Source organism: Nonomuraea sp. NPDC004354 (assembly GCF_053602555.1).
Genome location: NZ_JBSGDV010000006.1, coordinates 353,094 through 372,578 on the forward strand (window position 1 = coordinate 353,094; position 19,485 = coordinate 372,578).

The 19,485-nt window shown below is 71.6% G+C and carries 19 protein-coding genes; 9 read left to right on the plus strand and 10 right to left on the minus strand.

Features of this window, described 5'->3' with window-relative positions; genetic code table 11:
* Window positions 1-188 precede the first annotated feature (188 nt).
* From ACWENQ_RS20965 to ACWENQ_RS20975, 3 genes are read left to right on the plus strand one after another with little or no spacing between them, the layout of a single operon-like run.
* Complete coding sequence (locus ACWENQ_RS20965) at window positions 189-1,232, plus strand: AAA family ATPase (protein WP_449921017.1); 1,044 nt, start codon at window positions 189-191, stop codon at window positions 1,230-1,232.
* Entirely contained in the window at window positions 1,229-2,482 is a 1,254-nt protein-coding gene (locus ACWENQ_RS20970; protein WP_449921020.1) for a DUF58 domain-containing protein, read from the plus strand. Before ACWENQ_RS20965 ends, ACWENQ_RS20970 begins: the two co-directional genes overlap by 4 nt.
* Window positions 2,479-4,887: a transglutaminase family protein gene (locus ACWENQ_RS20975; RefSeq protein ID WP_452415699.1), complete on the plus strand. Its 2,409-nt coding sequence runs from the start codon at window positions 2,479-2,481 to the stop codon at window positions 4,885-4,887. Before ACWENQ_RS20970 ends, ACWENQ_RS20975 begins: the two co-directional genes overlap by 4 nt.
* A gap of 62 nt (window positions 4,888-4,949) precedes the next feature.
* Here ACWENQ_RS20975 and ACWENQ_RS20980 read toward each other — a convergent pair whose 3' ends face one another.
* The 7 genes from ACWENQ_RS20980 to ACWENQ_RS21010 form a co-directional block, all read right to left on the minus strand.
* Window positions 4,950-5,348, minus strand: a complete 399-nt coding sequence (locus ACWENQ_RS20980) for a DUF3040 domain-containing protein (RefSeq protein ID WP_449921025.1) — start codon at window positions 5,346-5,348, stop codon at window positions 4,950-4,952.
* 205 nt (window positions 5,349-5,553) lie between these two features.
* Window positions 5,554-6,795, minus strand: a complete 1,242-nt coding sequence (gene dinB, locus ACWENQ_RS20985) for a DNA polymerase IV (protein WP_354910305.1) — start codon at window positions 6,793-6,795, stop codon at window positions 5,554-5,556.
* Window positions 6,796-6,893: 98 nt separating this feature from the next.
* Complete coding sequence (locus ACWENQ_RS20990; protein ID WP_449921028.1) at window positions 6,894-7,649, minus strand: methyltransferase; 756 nt, start codon at window positions 7,647-7,649, stop codon at window positions 6,894-6,896.
* A gap of 396 nt (window positions 7,650-8,045) precedes the next feature.
* Entirely contained in the window at window positions 8,046-8,204 is a 159-nt protein-coding gene (locus ACWENQ_RS20995; RefSeq protein ID WP_452415701.1) for a hypothetical protein, read from the minus strand.
* 271 nt (window positions 8,205-8,475) lie between these two features.
* The gene (gene nusB / locus ACWENQ_RS21000) at window positions 8,476-8,886 is read right to left on the minus strand and encodes a transcription antitermination factor NusB (RefSeq protein ID WP_354910301.1); all 411 of its coding nucleotides are present in this window, start codon (window positions 8,884-8,886) and stop codon (window positions 8,476-8,478) included.
* The gene (gene efp, locus ACWENQ_RS21005) at window positions 8,887-9,447 is read right to left on the minus strand and encodes an elongation factor P (RefSeq protein ID WP_354910299.1); all 561 of its coding nucleotides are present in this window, start codon (window positions 9,445-9,447) and stop codon (window positions 8,887-8,889) included.
* Window positions 9,448-9,472: 25 nt separating this feature from the next.
* Window positions 9,473-10,504 (minus strand): M24 family metallopeptidase, encoded by a 1,032-nt coding sequence (locus ACWENQ_RS21010; protein WP_452415702.1) that lies wholly within the window; start codon window positions 10,502-10,504, stop codon window positions 9,473-9,475.
* Window positions 10,505-10,590: 86 nt separating this feature from the next.
* Between ACWENQ_RS21010 and ACWENQ_RS21015 the strand changes: the two genes are divergently transcribed.
* Window positions 10,591-12,396 carry a glycoside hydrolase family 9 protein gene (locus ACWENQ_RS21015; RefSeq protein WP_452415704.1) on the plus strand — a complete coding sequence of 602 codons (1,806 nt, stop codon included), beginning with the start codon at window positions 10,591-10,593 and terminating at the stop codon, window positions 12,394-12,396.
* A gap of 62 nt (window positions 12,397-12,458) precedes the next feature.
* On the opposite strand, the gene ACWENQ_RS21020 is transcribed toward ACWENQ_RS21015, so the two are convergent.
* Window positions 12,459-13,256, minus strand: coding sequence for an SAM-dependent methyltransferase (locus ACWENQ_RS21020; protein WP_354910292.1), 798 nt, complete (start codon window positions 13,254-13,256; stop codon window positions 12,459-12,461).
* A gap of 210 nt (window positions 13,257-13,466) precedes the next feature.
* Between ACWENQ_RS21020 and ACWENQ_RS21025 the strand changes: the two genes are divergently transcribed.
* From ACWENQ_RS21025 to ACWENQ_RS21040, 4 genes are read left to right on the plus strand one after another with little or no spacing between them, the layout of a single operon-like run.
* The gene (locus ACWENQ_RS21025) at window positions 13,467-14,333 is read left to right on the plus strand and encodes an AAA family ATPase (protein WP_449921040.1); all 867 of its coding nucleotides are present in this window, start codon (window positions 13,467-13,469) and stop codon (window positions 14,331-14,333) included.
* Window positions 14,326-15,408 carry a vWA domain-containing protein gene (locus ACWENQ_RS21030; RefSeq protein WP_452415706.1) on the plus strand — a complete coding sequence of 361 codons (1,083 nt, stop codon included), beginning with the start codon at window positions 14,326-14,328 and terminating at the stop codon, window positions 15,406-15,408. Before ACWENQ_RS21025 ends, ACWENQ_RS21030 begins: the two co-directional genes overlap by 8 nt.
* Window positions 15,389-16,477 carry an XdhC family protein gene (locus ACWENQ_RS21035; protein ID WP_452415707.1) on the plus strand — a complete coding sequence of 363 codons (1,089 nt, stop codon included), beginning with the start codon at window positions 15,389-15,391 and terminating at the stop codon, window positions 16,475-16,477. Before ACWENQ_RS21030 ends, ACWENQ_RS21035 begins: the two co-directional genes overlap by 20 nt.
* A complete protein-coding gene (locus ACWENQ_RS21040) occupies window positions 16,477-17,037 on the plus strand; it encodes a nucleotidyltransferase family protein (RefSeq protein ID WP_452415708.1) in 561 nt (186 codons plus the stop codon). Before ACWENQ_RS21035 ends, ACWENQ_RS21040 begins: the two co-directional genes overlap by 1 nt.
* 22 nt (window positions 17,038-17,059) lie before the next feature.
* On the opposite strand, the gene ACWENQ_RS21045 is transcribed toward ACWENQ_RS21040, so the two are convergent.
* Window positions 17,060-17,947 (minus strand): endonuclease/exonuclease/phosphatase family protein, encoded by an 888-nt coding sequence (locus tag ACWENQ_RS21045; RefSeq protein WP_452415710.1) that lies wholly within the window; start codon window positions 17,945-17,947, stop codon window positions 17,060-17,062.
* Between the two features lie 105 nt (window positions 17,948-18,052).
* Between ACWENQ_RS21045 and ACWENQ_RS21050 the strand changes: the two genes are divergently transcribed.
* The gene (locus ACWENQ_RS21050) at window positions 18,053-19,093 is read left to right on the plus strand and encodes an LLM class F420-dependent oxidoreductase (RefSeq protein WP_354910275.1); all 1,041 of its coding nucleotides are present in this window, start codon (window positions 18,053-18,055) and stop codon (window positions 19,091-19,093) included.
* 30 nt (window positions 19,094-19,123) lie between these two features.
* Here the strand turns inward: ACWENQ_RS21050 and ACWENQ_RS21055 are convergent.
* On the minus strand, window positions 19,124-19,485 hold a 362-nt coding region (locus ACWENQ_RS21055), incomplete at its 5' end, for a transposase (protein WP_452415712.1).

Genomic DNA, 19,485 nt, shown 5'->3' on the forward strand with positions numbered 1-19,485 from the left:
CGAAAGGGTCGGTGAATACCGCATGGCGGGGCGCCCGTGGGGGAAAGTGGAGGGCCGTGTCACCGGATTCGCACCACTATGCGACAAGAACCGGATGGACCACCTGAACACTGTGGCTGTTCCCCGATATCCGTAAAAGTCGCCCAAGGATGCCCGCCGTCGTAGGGTCGTACGCACAATGAAAAGGAATGGCAAGGCGCCCCAAAAGCACCTTCGCCCCGGGGAAGCCGTTGCACTTCTCTCATGGAGGCCTGGTGGCAGTAACCCATGACGTCCCTCGCCAGCTCGACGAGCTGGTCTCCACCGCACACCGGATCCGGCAGGCGATCGAGTCGGTGATCGAGGGCAAGAGCGATGCCGTCCGGCTGACAGTGACCGTCCTGCTCGCGGAGGGACACCTTCTGATCGAAGACGTCCCCGGCGTGGGCAAGACGATGCTCGCCAAGGCGCTGGCCCGGTCCATCGACTGTCCCGTACGGCGGGTGCAGTTCACCCCCGACCTGTTGCCGAGCGACATCACCGGAGTGAGCGCCTACAACCAGCAGACGCGGGAGTTCGAGTTCAAACCGGGCCCGGTCTTCGCCAACATCGTGGTCGGTGACGAGATCAACCGGGCCTCGCCCAAGACCCAGTCGGCGTTGCTGGAGTGCATGGAGGAGCACCAGGTGACGGTCGACGGCGTCACCTACGGACTTGACGCCCCCTTCATGGTCATCGCCACCCAGAACCCGATCGAGATGGAGGGCACCTATCCCCTCCCCGAGGCGCAGCGCGACCGTTTCACCGCGCGGGTGGCGATGGGCTACCCCGAGCCGGCCGCCGAGCTGGAGATGCTCGACGTGCACGGCGGCACCTCGCCGCTGGACAAGCTCGAGCCGGTCGCGACCACCGCGGAGGTGCGCGCGCTCATCGAGGCCGTGCGCGGCGTCTACGTCTCCCAGCCGGTCAAGAAGTACGCCATCGACCTGGTGACGGCCACCCGCCACACCCCGGACCTGCGGCTCGGCGCCTCGCCCCGGTCGACGCTGCAGCTGGTGCGCGCCGCCAGGGCCCACGCCGCGCTGTCCGGCCGCGACTACGTGATCCCCGACGACCTGCAGGAGCTGGCCGTTCCCGTGCTCGCCCACCGGCTGCTGCCGAGCATCGAGGCGCAGGGCCAGCGCCGGATGCCCGAGCAGGTCGTCACCGAGCTCGTCAGGCGAGTGCCCGTGCCGGAGGCTCGGGCGTCGTGATCGCGGGACTGCGGGCGCTCACCTCCAGGGGCCGGTCGTTCCTGGCCTCGGGTGTGGCCGCGCTGCTGATGGCGCTGCTGCTGGGCGAGCACGACCTGCTCAGGATCGGCGTGCTGATCATCGCGTTGCCGCTGCTGGCCGCCCTGGTCGTGGCACGGACCCGCTACCGGCTGGCCTGCGCCCGGCGCCTCGACCCGCCCAGGACGGAGGTGGGCGGCGAGGCGACGGTCACCCTGCGGCTGGAGAACGTCACGCGGCTGCCGACCGGGCTGCTGCTCATCGAGGACACCGTCCCCTACGCGCTCGGCGCCCGGCCCAGGTTCGTGCTGGACCGGGTGGAGTCGAGGGGGATCAGGGAGGTCGACTACCGGGTCAGGTCCGACCTGCGCGGCCGCTACACCATCGGCCCCCTGTCGGTACGGATCACCGACCCGTTCGGCCTGGTCGAACTGACCCGGTCCTTCACCATCGCCGACACGCTCGTGGTGACCCCGCACGTCGAGGCGCTGCCGCACGTGCGGCTGTCGGGCGAGTGGACGGGCGGGGGCGAGAGCCGTACCAGGAGCGTGGCGGCGGCCGGTGACGACGACGTCGCGCCGCGCGAGTACCGGCAGGGCGACGACCTGCGGCGGGTGCACTGGCGCTCCACCGCGCGTCACGGCGAGCTGATGGTGCGCCGTGAGGAGCAGCAGTGGCAGAGCCGCGGCGCGCTCCTGCTCGACACCCGACGGCACGCCCACCGGGGTGAAGGGCCCCGCTCCTCCTTCGAGGTGGCCGTCTCGGCCGCCGCCTCCATCGGCCTGCACCTGGCGCGTGAGGGGCTGGGCCTGCGCCTGGTCACCGACCAGGGGCCCGAGCACCTGAGCGACACCGGGGTGAGCTGGTCGCTGCTCGACACGCTCGCCGTCGTGCGCACCAGCCCGGCCCGCTCGCTGGAGCTCGGCATCACCGCGCTGCGCCAGGGCGGCGGTGACGGCCTGATCGTCGCGGTGGTCGGCGCGATGGACGCCGAGGAGGCCAGGGAACTGGCCAAGGTCAGGCACGGCAGCGCCACCGGCGTGGCCGTCCTGCTGGACGTGGAGGGCTGGGAGGTCAAGGACTACGGCTCCACCGAGCGCAGGCAGGCGGTCGAGGCGGTGCTGACCGGATCGGGCTGGCGGATCGTCACCCTGCCCGCGGCCACGCCGCTGGCTGCGGTCTGGCAGAGCGCGGGCGTCAAGTCCCGCTTCTCCGTGGGAGGTGCGGCATGAGGCTGTCGATCTGGTCGGGTGTGGCCACCCTCGCGGTCTCGCTCACGCTCTACCCGTTGTTCGACGGCGGCGCGTGGCTGTGGGGCTCGCTCGGCGCGGTGATCGCCGTCACCGCGGCGGGGGTGATCGCCAGCAGGCTCACCCTGCCCGGCTGGGCCGCGCCGCTGCTCGGCCTGACGGCGCTCGGCATCTACCTGACCGCCGCCTACACCGGTGACAAGGCCTGGGCGCTGCTCGTGCCGACCAAGGAGTCGGCGCTGGCCCTGGTCAAACTGCTGACCACCGGCTTCGCCGACATCCAGCGCTATGCCGCGCCGGTGCCGGACGACCCGCCGATCGCCATGCTCACCACCGCGGGCGTCGGGGTCATCGCGATCGTCGTGGACCTGTTCGTGACCAGGCTGCGGAGGGCGGCGCTGGCCGGGCTGCCGCTGCTGGCGCTGTTCACGGTGCCGGCCGCCGTGCTGCCCGACCCGATCGGCTGGGCCGCGTTCATCCTCGGCGCGCTCGGGTTCACCAGCCTGCTGATCGCCGACGGCCGCGAGCGCGTCGGCCACTGGGGCCGGGCGGTCCTGGTACGGCGCAGCCGCGCCGCCGCCGGCACGGACGCCGACGAGTCGGCCGACACGCGCGGGCTGCGCCTGTCGGGCAAGCGCATCGGGTTCACCGCGATCGCGCTGGCCGTGGCGTTGCCGGCACTGCTGCCGACGCTCGAGCCTGACCCGCTGTTCGGGTTCGGGGTGGGCGGCTCGGGCAAGGGCCGGGGCGACTCCATCAGCATCCCCGACCCCGTCGCCGACCTGAAGGGGCGGCTGCAGCTGCCGGAGAACAACACCGTTCTCTCCTACACCAGCAGCGACGACGCCCCGCGCTATCTCAGGATCTACTCCCTCGACGTCTTCGACGGCCAGCGCTGGACGATGAAGTCGAAGGGCAGCCCGGAGAACAGGGTGGACCAGGGTCCGCTGCCGCCGCCGCCGGGGCTCGCCCCGACGACGAAGACCACGCGGGTCGAGACCGACATCCAGGTCAGCGAGGACATCACGCAGCTGCAGTTCCTGCCGCTGCCGTACCCGCCCCAGCTGGTGCGGGCGGAGGGCGACTGGCGCGCGGACGTCGACTCCCTGATGGTCTTCTCCCCCGGCGACCTGGCGGGCGGCCTGCGCTACCAGGTGGTCAGCACCGAGCCTGACGCGAGCGCCGACCAGCTGGAGGCCGCCCCGAGGACCGTCGACCCGGCGGTCGGCGAGCGCTACCTGAAGCTGCCCGACCTGCCGCCGCAGATCAGGCAGCTGGCGCAGCGGGTGACCAAGGACAGCGAGTCCCCGTACGAGGCGGCGGTGAACCTGCAGCGGTTCTTCACCACCACGGGCGGCTTCACCTACAGCCTGGCCACGCAGGGCCACGACACCGAGGCCCTGACGAACTTCCTGGAGCAGACCAGAGCCGGCTACTGCGAGCAGTTCGCCTCGGCGATGGCGGTGCTGGCCAGGTCGATCGGCATCCCGGCCAGGGTCGCCATCGGCTACACGGGCGGCACCAAGCTGGAGGGTCGCTGGGAGGTCCGCACCCACGACTCCCACGCCTGGCCCGAGCTCTACTTCGAGGGCGTCGGCTGGCTGGCCTTCGAGCCGACCCCCGCCGGCAGCGCGGGACAGGGCACCGCCCGCGTCCCCGACTACACGCTGCCCAGGCCGGCCGAGAGCACGCCGAGCAGCGACCCGAGCACGAGCGCCGCCGAGAGCGGCGACAGCCCGACCGCCGCGCCCAACAGCAGGGACAGGCTGAGGGAGCTCGACCCCGAGGGCATCTACAGCGGTCCCGTCACGTCGGTGGAGACCACCCCGCTGTGGGTGTGGATCGCGCTGGCCGTGGCAGGAGTGCTGGTGATCCTGCTCATCCCCGCCCTGCTGCGGCTGGTGATCAGGAACCGCAGGGTGCGGACGCTGAGCTGGAAGGTCTCAGGGCCGTCCGACGAGGTCACGGCGAGAGCCGGGCGGGTGGACACCTCGGTGGCCGCGGCCTGGGCCGAACTCGACGACGTGCTGTACGACTACGGGATGGCGCGGCTGCCGAGCGAGACCCCGCGGGCGCTGGCGCGCAGGCTCACCGAGCAGTACGAGTTCGGCGCCGAGGCGGGCGCGGCGATCGCCGTCATCGCCTCAGCGGTGGAGCGGCTGCTGTTCGCGCGCGACCCGGGGGAGATCGCCCCGATGAAGAGGGAGCTGCGGACGATACGGCGGGCGCTGGCGGCCAGCGTCTCGCGCGGCACGCGCCTGCGCGCGGCGCTGCTGCCGCCCTCGGCCCTGCGGCGGATCAGGGGCATGGGCGAGGGAATCCTGGACGGTTTCGACCGGCTGGAGAACATCAGGCTCTGGACGCGGGCAGCCCGCAGGAGCTCCTGACCGCTGAACCGTGCGGCCGCTCCTCACAGGAGCGGCCGCACGAGGTCTGTCGGTCTATCGGCTCAGCGCTCGTCGTGGCGACGGCGCCAACGCTCTTCCATGCGTTCCATGAAGCTTCCGCGGTTGCCCCGGCGCTGGCTCTTGCCCGGCGTCCTGACGCCGGATCCTGATCCACCGGAGTCACCGAACCCGTTCATGCGCTTCCAACTGGACAGGCCCCACAGACACGCGGCGAGCATGACCACGAAACCGCCGACGCCGAGCGGGATCTGGTTGATCACGACGCCGACCATCAGCAGGACGATGCCCAGCGCAAAGCCGATGGAGGCTTTGACCAGGCGCCGCTTGTAATGGCTGCGCGGATCGCTGATCCGAACGGTATTGGCCCACTTCGGGTCCTCGGCGTAGAGGGCCTGCTCGATCTGGTCGAGCAAGCGCTGCTCGTGCTCAGAGAGCGGCACGGCGCCTCCCAAGGACGGCCCCATTTCGGGGAAGACGGCAACGGACGACACGGGGTGTCCGGACCTCGCGGTCGGTTATCCCCAGAATACGAGGCTGTAGACGTAGGCGAAAGAAAACGTCCAACGTAGACCAAACCGGAGGTGACGTCATGGCTCTAAACATGTCCATTCTCCCCCACCGTCCGAGATGTCGCGACATCGGGCGTCATGCCTCCATTTCATCAAGCCGTCCTCTGACTAGTGAAGCCGGGACCACCGCATCGGGGCCGAATCTTCTGATCGCCTTGTCCATCGCTCGTTCGGCCTCCCGCCACCCCGTCTCCTTCTCCCCCAGGCTGAGCTGGTGGGCGGCGGAGTCGGCCGGTCTCAGATTCTCCAGCCTGACACCCACGAGGCGCAGCCTGATCCGCTCGAGCCCGGCGGCGGCGTAGAGCTCGCAGGCCGTCGTGTAGATCTCCTGCGCCACGTCCGTCGGCTCCCGCAGCGTCCGCGAACGCGTGATCGTGGAGAAGTCGGCCCGGCGCAGCTTCACGCTCACAGTTCTGCCCACATGGCCGCCCGCACGCACACGCGCGGCGACCCGTTCGGAAAGGCGCAGCAGTTCGCGTCTGATCACCTCGGGGTCGTCGACGTCCGCCGCGAACGTCTCCTCCGCGCCGACGCTCTTGTCGGGCACGTGGGCGGTGACGGCGCGCTCGTCCCTGCCCCACGCCAGCGCCGCCAGATGGGTGCCGGCCGCGTGGCCGAGCTCGCGCTGCAGCGTGGCGGGCGGGACCCTGGCCAGGTCGCCCACGCTCCTGATGCCCAGGCGCACCAGCGCCTGCTCGGTGCGCTCCCCCACGCCCCACAGCGCGCTGACGGGCAGCGGATGCAGGAAGTCGACCACGCGGTCGGCCGGCACCACGAGCAGGCCGTCTGGCTTGCACTGCTTGGAGGCCAGCTTGGCGACGAACTTGCTGCCGGCCACGCCGACCGAGCAGGTGATGCCGAAGCGCTCCCGCACCTCGGCGCGGATCCTGGCGGCGATGTCGGCGGGCGAGCCGAGCCTGCGCCGGGCGCCGCCCACGTCGAGGAAGGCCTCGTCGGAGGCGATCGGCTCCACGAGCGGCGTGATCGCGTGGAAGATCTCCATCACGCCCCTGGAGACCTCGGTGTACTTGCCGTGGCTGGGCGGGATGATCGTGGCCTGCGGGCACAGGCGGCGGGCCCTGCTCATCGGCATGGCCGAGTGCACGCCGTACTGCCTGGCCTCGTAGGTCGCGCTGAGGACGACGCCGCGCCCGGCGGGCGAGCCGACGATCACCGGGCGGCCGCGGAGCTCGGGACGCTCGAGGAGCTCGACGCTGGCGAAGAAGGCGTCCATGTCGACGTGGAGGATGGGGCAGCCGCTGTCGTCGGCCCCGATCCTGGCGACGGGGCCGACTCCGGTGATCTGCTTGCGCGACACGACGTGATTCTACCCGAACGCGCGTTCGACAACCGTCCTGGCGCCGTGGCGGCAGACGCCGCGCCCGGGGGCCGGGACCCGGTCGAGGGGGCGGGTCATCACTTGTGACCCAGGACGTGCAGCTGCGTGGCGATGTCACGCAGGACGGGATGGGTGGCGGCGGCCTGCTCCAGCGCGACCAGCGCCTCGGCGGCGCCCGGCTCCCCGTCGACCAGGCGGCTGGGCACCAGGTCGGCGAAGACCCGCACCCCGTGGACCTCGTCCACCGCGAACCCGGTCGCCGCGAGGAGCTCGGCCAGCGTCTGGGCGGCGAACCTGCGCGGGGTGGGGTCACGGTCGCCCCAGCGCCCCATCGGGTCGTCCAGGGCCGCCCTGGCCTCGTCGAAGTGCCCGGCCAGCGCGCGGTGGATGGCGCCGGCCACCGGGTTGGCCGCCAGCACGCTCACGACACCGCCGGAGCGCAGCAGGCCCGAGACCGCGGTCAGCGCCGAGAGCGGGTCCTCGACGTACTCCAGCACGCTGTGGCACAGCACCAGGTCGGCGCTGTCGCGCGGCAGGAGGTCGCCGAGGTCGGCGGCGTCACCCTGGAGCGCCCGCACGCCGACCCCCCGCTCGGCGGCCCTGCGCTCCAGGGCGAACAGCGAGTCGGGGCTCGGGTCGACGACGGTCACCGCGTGACCGAGCTCGGCGAGCGGTACGGCGAAGCCGCCGGTGCCGCCGCCCGCGTCGACGATGTCGAGCCGCGCGCGGCCGGTCTGGCTCGCCCGCGCGGCCAGCACCGCCCGCAGCGCGTCCCAGACGACGGCGGTGCGCACCGCCGGGGTCGCCTGCTTGGTGATGCTCTCCGCACGCAACGTCGGCTCGCCTCCTCGTTTCGCCGCGCCCGTGAACGACGGTGTGCCCGCTGCGTCCCCGAACGCGTTCTTTCCTTGCCCGTGGTCCCCGCGCGTGACGGCCATGAGCGGCCGTCGCGGCTGGGGCCAGCCTACGCCGTCCCGAGCCGGGTGAGCATACGAGATCACGAGGAGGTAACGTCCGGATGCGGGCACGGGGCGGGCCCGTCACGCTCCCCGGCCGTCGAAGGCCGCCAGGACGCGCCTGGGCGCCCGCAGCCGCCAGGCGTCGGTGAGGAGCTCGGCCAGCTCCGCCGCCTCGACGGCGGCGAAGCGCACCAGCACGACCGCGTGGCCGTCGTAGTGCGGGAGGGTGAAGAAGGCGTCGGGATCCGCGGCGACCAGCTCGCGTTTGTGCTACTCGGAGGCCACCGGCAGGGCCAGGACGTCGCCCTCCTCCCTGATCCGCGCGAACCACCTGGCCTTGACGTAGAAGGCGGGCGTGCCGTACATGAGGCGTTCGGTGGTCTCCGGCAGCCCCAGCGCGATCCGCCGCACGTCGTCCTCGGTCACCATGCGACCCATCCTGTACGGCACGGCGGCCCGGACACCACCCACCGGCACGGGCGCTTCCGCCGCGGGGAAGGCCTCGGGGCCCGCGCGGGGATTCAGGCGTCCAGATCGAACCCGTCCCGCCGGAGAGACCCAACGGGCGGCCGTGGTGGCCGGTCCGCTGGGGAGGTCTCCGCCGCTCAGGAGGTCACGGGCCGCCCCGGCCGGTGGGCGTGCCGGAAAGCGCCGGCCGTACCGGCAAGTGGGCGGCCGGTGCCGGGAGCGAGGGCCGGGGTCAGAGCGTGAGGCTGGGCTTGAGCTGCTTGAAACGGGCCAGCAGACCGTTGATGAACTGCGGCGACTCGTCCGTGGACAGCTCGGACGCCAGGTGCACCCACTCGCTGATCACCACGCCCTCCGGCACGTCGGGCATCCAGAGCAGCTCGTAGGTGCCGCCACGCAGGAGGTTGCGGTCGACGGCGGGCATGCGCTCGAGAGTCCACCCCTCGGCGTAGGTCGTGATCAGCTCGTCGATGCGCCGGGAGTGCCGGGCGACTCCCTCGACGATCGCCGAGGTGTACTCGTTGACCGGCGGCTCCCGCCGGTCAACGCGCTCGGCGAGGATCTTCAGCGCGTCCTCACCGCGGAGCTCGGCCTCGAAGAGGATGTCGAGCGCCCGCCTGCGTGCTTTGCCTCGCGCGGACACTCAGGCCCGGCCGAGGTATTCGCCGCTGCGGGTGTCGACCTTGACCTTCTCGCCCGTCGTGATGAACAGCGGGACCTTGATCTCGGCGCCGGTCTCCAGCGTGGCGGGCTTGGTGCCGCCGGTGGAACGGTCGCCCTGCAGGCCCGGCTCGGTGTTGGCGATCAGCAGCTCGACCGCGGCGGGCAGGTCGACGTAGAGCGCGGAGCCCTCGTTGAAGGCCACGGTGGCCAGCGTGTTCTCGAGCATGTAGTTGGCGGCGTCGCCGACGGTCTTGGCGGGCACGTTGACCATGTCGTAGGTCTCGGTGTCCATGAAGACGAAGTCGTCGCCGTCCTTGTAGGAGAACTGCATCTCGCGCTTGTCGACGTTGGCCACGTCGACCTTCACACCGGCGTTGAAGGTCTTGTCGACGACCTTGCCGGACAGGACGTTCTTGAGCTTGGTGCGCACGAACGCACCGCCCTTGCCCGGCTTGACGTGCTGGAACTCCACAACGGCCCAGAGCTCACCGCCGTCGAGCTTCAGCACCATGCCGTTCTTGAGGTCGTTGGTCGTCGCCACTCGTTACTCCCGGATGCGGCCGCTCTTACAGGACGAGCAGCTCCTTGGTCGTCTTCGTCAAAAGTTCCGCTCCGCCTTCACGCGTCACGAGCGTGTCCTCGATGCGAACCCCGCCCCTGCCCTGGAGGTAGACCCCAGGCTCGACGGTGATCGGAACTCGATCCTCTAGTCTACCGGTCCGCGAAGGGCCCAGGAACGGCTCCTCGTGGATCTCCAGGCCCACCCCGTGGCCGAGGCCGTGGCGGAAGTGTTCGGCGTGTCCCGCCCGCTCGATGACCGATCGGGAGGCGGCGTCGATCCCGGCGGCCTCGGCGCCGGGGCGCACCGCCTCACGTCCCGCGCGCTGGGCGTCGCGGACGAGGTCGTAGATCTCGCGCTGCCAGTCGTCGACCCTGCCGAGGGCGACGGTGCGGGTCATGTCGGCATGGTAGCCGCGGTAGAGGGCGCCGAAGTCGAGGGTGACCAGGTCGCCGGTGCGCAGTTCGCGGTCGGTCGGCGAGTGGTGCGGGATGGAGCCGTTCTCCCCGCCGGCCACGATCGACTCGAAGGCGGGCTTGTCGGCGCCGAGTTCGACCATGCGGGCCTCGAGGACGCGGGCGACCTCGCGCTCGCTCACTCCCGGCCTGATGCTTTCCCTGATGTCGGCGAAGGCCTGGTCGGAGATCGCGCAGGCGGTCCGCAGCAGCTCGATCTCCTCGTCGTCCTTGACCATCCGCAGGCGTTCGACCAGCGGCTCCAGCGGGACGAGGCCCTCGCCCAGCCGGTTGAAGGTCGCCACCGTCATGTGCGCGGCCTCGATGCCGACGCCGGGCGCGGCCAGCTCGCCTGCGACGTCGGTGGCCTCGACGGTCTCGACGTCCAGGTCGCGCGTCATCTCGATGTAGCGGGAGTCGGTGGCGAGCCTGGCGGTGCCGTCCGCGCGGACCAGGACGGCGGCGTTGGAGCTGTCCAGCCCGGTGAGGTAGCGGACGTTGACCGGCTTCGTGACGAGAATGGCGTCGACGCCTGCCAGCAGCGCGGCGAGGGTGGCTCGGCGCCGGGCGAAATCGATGGTCATTTCACCAAGTATTGACCACGTTCACCGCGGCCAGCTACGGTCCAGACTTGAAGGTTAGGAAGGTTTACTAACTCGTGGAGCAGTCGATGCGGATCGTCTTAGCCCTCGCCCTGGCGCTGACAGGAGCCCCGACCATGCACGCCGCCGAGCAGACTACCGGGCCCACCGCGCAGGCCGGCGCGAAGGTCACCGGGCACATCCGCGTCGACCAGGTCGGGTTCGCACCGGACGAGGCCAAGCACGCCTACCTGATGACCGGCGGGCGGCCCGCCCCCTTCACCGTGATCGACGCCAGGGGCAGGCCGGTGCTGAACGGTACGGCCGGCCGCGACCTCGGCGCGTGGAACGCCGCCTACCGCCACGTCTACGACCTCGACCTCACCAGGCTCAGGAAACCGGGCAGCTACCGGATCACCTCGGGCGGCCTGACCTCCGCCGAGTTCACGATCGCCCCGTCCGCCGCCCTGGCGCTGCCCGCCTCGAAGATCGTGACGTTCTTCGGCGGCCAGCGCGACGGCGGCAGGCGGCACGCCAACGACCGCGCCGCCCAGGTCTACGACTGGCCGGCCTTCACCGGCCCCGACACCGACCAGATCAAGGGCGAGCTGACCAGGATCGGCGGGCCCGTCGACGTCGAGGGCGGCTGGTTCGACGCCGGCGACTACCTGAAGTTCACCCACATCCTGGCCTACGTCGACACGCTGCTGTGGGCGGCCAGGAGGGACGGCGGGCCGGTCGTCGATCCGCGCCTGAAGTCGGAGGCGCTGCACAGCCTGAAGTACCTGGACAAGATGTGGGACGGGACGACCAGGACCCTCTACATCCAGGTCGGCGTCGGCGCCGGCAACGCCGAGGGCACGTTCGTCGGCGACCACGACATCTGGCGCCTGCCCGAGACCGACGACTCCTCCCGCGAGAAGTACATCCGCAACCGGCCGGTCTTCCGGGCCGCCCCGCCCGGCGAGCCGATCAGCCCCAACCTGGCCGGCCGTACGGCGGCGGCCTTCGCGCTGGCCGCCCAGGTCGAACCGGACAGGAAGCGCGCCCAGTCCTGGCTCGACAAGGCCGCCGAGATCTACGCCATGGCCAAGACCACCGACGTGGGCCGGCTGGTGACCTCGCTCCCGCACGCCTTCTACCCCGAGAGCGTCTGGCGCGACGACATGGAGCTGGGCGGGGCCGAGCTGGCGCTGGCCGCGCAGCGGCTCGGTGACCCCAGGGCCGCCCAGTGGCTGGAGCAGGCCCAGCACTGGGCCACCGAGTACATCGCCAAGGACACCGGCGACACGCTCAACCTCTACGACGTCAGCGCCCTCGCGCACGCCGACCTGATCAGGGCGGGCGCCCCGATCAAGGGCGCGCTGGTCGCCGATCTCAAGGCGCAACTGGAGATCGGCGCCGCCAGGGCGGCGAAGGACCCGTTCAGGGCGGGCGCGGCCTACGACGCCTTCGACTCGGTGCCGCACGCCTTCGGGCTGGCCGCCACCTCCCGGCTGTACCGCTCGGTGACGGGCGACCGCGGCTACGACGCCTTCGGCACCCAGCAGCGCGGCTGGGCCCTCGGCGCCAACCCGTGGGGCGTGTCGTTCGTGCAGGGCGTCGGCGACAACTCGATCTCCTGCCCGCACTACCAGATCTCCAACCTGACCGGCCGTCCGGCGACGGGCGCGGTCGTCAACGGGCCGAACGCCGCCTCCCTGTTCGACGACGGCCTCGGCGACCACTTCGAGGAGATGGCCAAGTGCCCCGCCGACGGGGTGGACCGCTACGAGCAGTTCACCGGCAGGGGCAGCAGGTTCGTCGACGACGTGCGCTCGTGGCAGGCCTCCGAGCCGGCCGACGACTTCGCCGCGATCGCGTTCTACGCGCTGACGCTGATGTCCAGGGACTGATCTTCCCGTCGCCGGTGGCGCCGCTCCCGCCTCCCTTCCCGGGTACGGCGGGGCGGCGCCGCTCAGCGCTTGCGGCCGAGCCCGCCGTACTGGTGGACCTCGCGGTCGGTGTACTCGGTGGCCGCGTCGGGGTGCCAGCGCGGCAGCGAGACCACGCCGGGCGCGACCAGTTCCATGCCGTCGAACAGCGTCCGCAGGTGCTCGGGGGTGCGCAGTCTGATCTCGGTCGCGCCGCTGGCGTTCCACCGGGCGGCCGCCTCGTCCATCGAGGGGCTGTGGACGCTGTGCGAGACGACCAGGTAGCTGCCGGCCGGCATGGCGTCGAAGAGCGTCGACAGCGCGGCGCGGACCTGCTCGTCGTCGGGAAGGAACTCCAGCACGCCGAGCACCATCAGCGCGATCGGCCGGGAGAAGTCGAGGGTCTTGGCCGCGCCGCGCAGGATCGTCTCGGGGTCGCGCAGGTCGGCGTCGAGGTAGTCGGTCGCGCCCTCGGGAGTGCTGTAGAGCAGGGCGCGCGCGTGGGCGAGCACGATCGGGTCGTTGTCGACGTAGACGATGCGCGACTCGGGCGCGGCCCGCTGCGCCACCTGGTGGGTGTTGTCGGCGGTGGGCACGCCGGTGCCGACGTCGAGGAACTGCCGGATGCCGGCGTCGACCAGGTGCCGTACGGCACGGCCGAGGAACTGCCTGTCGGCCCTGGCGACGACCACGAGGTCGGGCATGACCTTGAGGATCTCGTCACCGACGGCCCGGTCGGCCTCGTAGTTGTCCTTGCCGCCCAGCCAGTAGTCCCACACGCGTGCCGGGTGCGGCACGCTGGAGTCGATCCTGTCGAGCCGGTCCCGCGCGCTGTCGGTCACTGGAGAACCCCCTGCCTGTCCAGTCTGTCCATGATCAATCTAATCGAAGAAGCCCACCGTTCCACGGCGAACAGCGAAATATCGGGTTCGGGCGGGCCGAGGTGGGGCAGGCGGGATCCGGGGCGTCGAACGGCCCGCGGCCGGGTATCCCTGGAGAATCTGCACGTCCCTTCCTAGCCCTAGGGTCTGCCGCGACGGACAATCAACGCGATGAACATCGAGTCACCAGGAAAACTGGCCGAACTCCTCGACCAGCACGCGTATCTCGCCGACGAGGGTCTGGCGACGGCCGCCTTCCTGGCGCTGCGGATGGGGCGCCCGCTGTTCCTGGAGGGCGAGGCGGGCGTCGGCAAGACCGAGCTGGCCAAGACCCTGGCCGAGCTGCTGCGCGCCCCGCTGATCCGCCTGCAGTGCTACGAGGGGCTGGACGCCGCCCAGGCGCTCTACGACTGGGACTTCGCCCGCCAGCTCCTCCACCTGAAGGCGGCCGAGGCGGCGGGGATCACCGACGCGAGCAGGCTCGAGGGCGAGATCTACGACCGGCGCTTCCTCATCGCCCGCCCGCTGCTGCGGGCCGTCGAGACGCAGCCCTCCGTCCTGCTCGTGGACGAGATCGACCGGGCCGACGACGAGTTCGAGGCGTTCCTGCTCGAGGTGCTGTCCGACTTCACGATCTCCATCCCCGAGCTCGGCACGATCAGGGCCGAGCGTCCCCCGGTGGTCGTCGTCACCTCCAACCGCACGCGAGAGGTGCACGACGCGCTCAAGCGCCGCTGCCTCTACCACTGGCTGGAGCACCCGAGCTTCGACAGGGAGGTGGCCATCCTGCTGCGCAGGCTGCCGGAGTGCACCGAGTCGCTGGCCGCCCAGGTGGCCAGGACGGCGGCGCGGCTGCGCGCGCAGGACCTGGTCAAGCCACCGGGCATCGCCGAGACGCTCGACTGGACGGAGGCGCTGCTGACGCTCGGCGCCCGCGACCTCGACCCCGGCCTGGCCGCGGCGACGCTCGGCGCGGCGCTGAAGTACCGGGAGGACGTGGAGAGCGTGCTCAAGAGCGGGGTGCTGACCCGTGCGTGACCTGGCCGCCACCATGACCGGCTTCGCCAGGACCCTGCGGGCGGCCGGCGTCGCGGCCGACCACGAGCGCACCCAGAACCTCCTGAAGGCCCTCGACGAGCTGGACGTCACCCGCGACGACGACGTCTACTGGGCGGGCCGGCTGACGCTGTGCGCCTCGCCCGACGACCTGCCCAGGTACGACAGGTGCTTCGCCGCCTACTTCGGCGGCCACCGGGCGGCGCCGGGCCGTACCCCGGCCAAGCCGGTCACCAGGTACCTGGCGGGAGGCGACGGCGAGAGCGGCGAGGGCGAGGAGCCGGCGGCGACGGCGACGGCCAGCAGGGCCGAGGTGCTGCGCCATCGCGACGTGGCCAGGCTGACGGAGGCCGAGCGTGCCGAGGTGCACCAGATGCTGGCGCTGCTGCGCGATCACCGGGAGCGGCGGCGCTCGCGCAGGCTGGTGTCCGCGCACCGGGGCAGGCTGGACCAGCGCAGGACCATCCGCGACGCGCTCAGGAAGGGCGAGGTGGCGCGGCTGCGCTACCGGCGCCACACCACCAGGCCGCGCAGGGTGGTGCTGCTGGTGGACGTGAGCGGCTCGATGACCCCCTACGCCGAGACGCTGCTGCGGTTCGCGCACGCGCTGGTGCGGACCGAGCCGCGGGTGACGCAGGTCTACTCGGTCGGCACGCGGCTGACGCCGATCACCGTCGAGCTGCGCCACCGCGATCCCGGCACCGCGCTGGCGGAGGTGTCGAAGGCGATCCCCGACTGGAGCGGCGGCACCAGGCTCGGCGAGGAGCTGCGCGAGCTGCTGGCCCGCAGGAGCATGCGCGGCGCCATCGTGGTCGTCGCCTCCGACGGCTGGGAGCGCGGCGATCCCACGCTGCTCGGCGAGCAGATGGCCAGGCTGGCCCGCCAGGCGCACCGGGTGATCTGGGTGAACCCGCACAAGGGCCACGCGGACTACCAGCCGCTCACCGGCGGGATGCAGGCGGCGCTGCCGTACATCGACGACCTGGTGGCAGGACACAGCCTGGCCGCCTTCGAGGATCTGTCCGGGAGGCTTTCCCATGCGCGACGTCCTGCCTGAGATCATGCGGTGGTGGGAGTCCGGCCTGCGGTTCGGGCTGGCGACGGTGGTGAGCACCTTCTCCAGCGCGCCCAGGCCGCCGGGCGCGGCCATGGCGGTGCGCGGCGACGAGGTGGTGGGCAGCGTCTCGGGCGGCTGCGTCGAGGGCGCGGTGTTCGAGCTGGCCGGCCAGGTCGAGACGCCCGTGCTCCAGCGGTACGGCGTGAGCGACGACGACGCCTTCGCCGTCGGACTGACCTGCGGCGGCATCATCGACGTCCTCGTCGAGCCGGTCTCCATCGAGACCTATCCCGAGCTGGGCGAGATCGTCGCCTCGGTGGCCGCGCACGAGCCCGTCGCGGTGGCGACGATCGTGGCGGGGCCCGGCGTCATCGGCACGCGACGGGTCGTCTGGCCCGGCAGGGCCACCGGCTCGCTCGGCCTCGGGCGGCTGGACGAAGCCGTGGACGACGACGTGCGCGGCATGCTGGCCCAGGGCCTGACCGGCGTCAGGCACTACGGCGAGCACGGCGAGCGCCGCCTTGACGACCTGTCGGTGTTCGTGCAGTGCTTCGCCCCGCCGCCGCGCATGCTCGTCTTCGGCGCCATCGACTTCGCCGCCGCCGTCGCGCGCCTGGGCAAGTTCCTCGGCTACCACGTGACCGTGTGCGACGCCAGGCCGATCTTCGCCACCGCCAAGCGCTTCCCCGAGGCCGACGAGGTCGTCGTCAAGTGGCCGCACGACTATCTGGCCGCCACCCACGTCGACGAGCGGACGGTGATCTGCGTGCTCACCCACGACCCGAAGTTCGACGTGCCGCTGCTGGAGGTGGCGCTGCGCACCAAGGCGGCCTACGTGGGGGCGATGGGCTCGCGCCGTACCCACGACGACCGGCTGGCCCGGCTGCGCGCGGCGGGCATGAACGAGGAGGAGCTGGCCAGGCTGCGCTCCCCCATCGGCCTGGACCTGGGTGCCAGGACGCCGGAGGAGACCGCCGTGTCGGTGATGGCGGAACTGATCCAGCTGCGCTGGGGTGGGAGCGGACGGCCGCTCAGCGAGACCGGCGGCCGCATCCATGGGGAGGTCTGATGACTGGGGTGGTGGGCCTGCTGCTGGCCGCGGGCCAGGGGTCGCGTCTGGGCATGCCGAAGGCGCTGCTGGAGTTCGAGGGCGAGCGGCTGGTCGATCGCGGGGTACGGCTGCTGCACGAAGGGGGCTGCCATCCGGTGATCGTCGTGCTGGGCGCGGCCACCGTCCAGGTGCGCGGCGCGGTCGCGGTGCGCAACCCCGACTGGCGCACCGGCATGGGCTCCTCGCTCAGGGTGGGGCTGGCCGCGCTGCCCGCCGACGCGAAGGGCGTGGTGATCGCGCTGGTGGACCAGCCGTTCGTGACGTCCGACGCGGTGCGGGCGCTGATCGGCAGCGGGGCGGAGGTCGCGGTCGCCACGTACGGCGGGCGGCGGCGCAACCCGGTGCTGGTCTCCGCGGCCCACGTGGCGCGGGTGGCCGAGCTGGCGGTGGGCGACGTGGGGGCGCGGGCGTTCATGCGGGAGCACCCCGAACTGGTGACCGAGGTGGAGGTGCCGGGCGACCCGCGCGACATCGACACCCCGGAGGACCTGGCCGCCCTGACGCCCCGCACCGGCTGAGGCCGCCCCGGGGCGCGTGAGGTCAGAGGCGGAAGGAGGCCGTCGCGGCGCGGTGGTCGCTGCCCGTGGCCGGCGCCACCCCTGCCCTGGTCGCCGTCATCCCCTTGTAGAGGATGTGGTCGGGCCTGGTGATCGGGAAGCTCGACGGCCAGGTGAAGCCGAACCCCTCCCCCGCCTCCTCCTGGGCGTTCAGCAGCGGCGGCGCCAGGTTGCCGAGCCCCCGGTCGTCGGTGGCGGTGTTGAGGTCGCCGAGCAGCAGGATGCGCTCGCTCCGGTCGGCCGTGATCAGCTTGCGCGCCTCCTCGAGCGTCCGGTCGCGCGTGGCGGTGTGCCCGGGCCTGGCCGAGGCCAGGTGCATCACGTAGACGGTGACGTCGCCCTCCGGCGTCCTGACCACGGTGCGCAGCGCCCGCTCCCACCCGAGGCCGACGTCGAAGAACTCGGGCTTGCCCAGGGGGAACCTGCTCCACACGCCGATCGTGCTGACGCTCCTGCGGTACTTGTAGATCGCGTTGAGCGCCTTGGCCGCGGGGCCGCCGGGCGTCAGCTCCTGCGCCGCGATCAGGTCCACGTCGTCGGCGATGGCGCGCACCGCCGAACCGGAGGCGTTGTTGCGGACACCCACGTTGACCGTCGCGACGGACAGGTCGCTGTCGCCTCCGGGCGCGGAGCGCAGCACGTCGGAGCCGAACATCACCGCCCATACCAGCGCCGGCAGCAGCACGGCGAGCGCGGCGCCCCTCGAGCGGGCCAGCAGCGCCGCGAGCAGCAGCAGCGGGACGGCCAGCCCCAGCCACGGCAGCAGGCTCTCCAATATGGGGGTGAATCCCCCGAGTGCTGGGATCAGGCGGTGACCCGCCAGCATCGCCGCGATCAGAATCGCCCCCGCGATCACCGCACGCTTCAGCACACCGCTCCTCTCGCCCCCTGGGGTGACCAGGGTAGGCGCTCGCCGGGCCGCACGCGAGGCGCTAACCTGAGGCCGAACATAGTTCGGTTACTAGGGAGTTCGGGCATGCGGATCGGGATGGCGCTCAACTACTCGGGCGGTTTCAAGGAGACGGTCGCCGAGCTGGCCGACTACGAGAAGGCCGGGCTCGACATCGTCTTCGTGGCCGAGGCCTACTCCTTCGACGCCGTGAGCCAGATGGGCTACATCGCGGCCAAGACCGAGCGCCTGGAGATCGCCTCCGGCATCCTGCCGATCTACTCGCGCACGCCGACCCTGCTGGCGATGACCGCGGCGGGCATGGACTACGTCTCCGACGGCCGGTTCACCCTCGGTCTCGGCGCTTCAGGACCGCAGGTGATCGAGGGCTTCCACGGCGTGCCGTACACCGCTCCGCTGGGCCGTACCCGCGAGGTCATCGAGATCTGCCGCAAGGTGTGGGAGCGCGAGCGGCTCACCTACGAGGGCAGGCACTACACGCTCCCGCTGCCCGCCGACAGGGGCACCGGGCTCGGCAAGCCGCTCAAGCTGATCAACCACCCGGTGCGCTCCCGCATCCCGATCGTGGTGGCCGCCATCGGCCCGAAGAACGTCGAGCTGACCGCCGAGGTCGCCGAGGGCTGGGAGCCGATCTTCTACATGCCGGAGAAGGCCGCCGACGTGTGGGGCCCCTCGCTGGCGGCGGGCAAGGCCAAGCGTGACGCCTCGCTGGGCGAGCTCGACGTCATCGCGCAGGCCGCCCTCTACATCGGCGAGGACGGCGAGAGCCTGCTGCAGCTCGGCCGGTCGATGGCCGCGCTGTACATCGGCGGCATGGGCGCCAAGGGCAAGAACTTCTACAACGAGCTGGCCCGCCGCTACGGCTACGAGAAGGAGGCCGAGCAGATCCAGGAGCTCTACCTGGCGGGCAACAAGAAGGAGGCCGAGGCGCTGGTCCCGCAGGAGCTGCTGGAGCGGATGTCGCTCATCGGCTCGGAGGGCTTCGTCCGCGACCGCGTGCAGGCCATGAAGGACTCCGGCGTGACCACGCTGAACGTCACCCCGCTCGGCCGCACCCACGAGGAGCGCATCAGGCTGCTGGAGAAGGTCAGGGAGCTGGCCGCCTAGATGACTGATTCCAAGCCGTACGGCTGAGCGTCAATGGTCGTAGGCGGTGAGGGATCGGGCGGTGGGCCGGCCGGTCTTGTCGTTGTGCCAGATCGCGGTCGTCAGAGCCAGGATCCGGATGATCACTCGGATGGTGACGCCGGCTGGGGTGCGTGCGCCGTGGCGTTCCAGGTTGAGTTGGCCCTTGAAGGTCTGGTTGATCGATTCGATGGTCTGGCGTAATGGCTTGAACAGGTGCGCTCCGGCTCGCGGGGCCTCGCCCTTGCGGGCCTTGCGGAGCAGGCTTATGCCCGCACCGGCCAGGGTGTGTTCGAAGTCGCGGCCGTAGTACTGCATGTCCGCGATCAGGTGTTGGCCGTGGTGGCGGGCCGGCAGGTCGGGGTCGGCGTGGA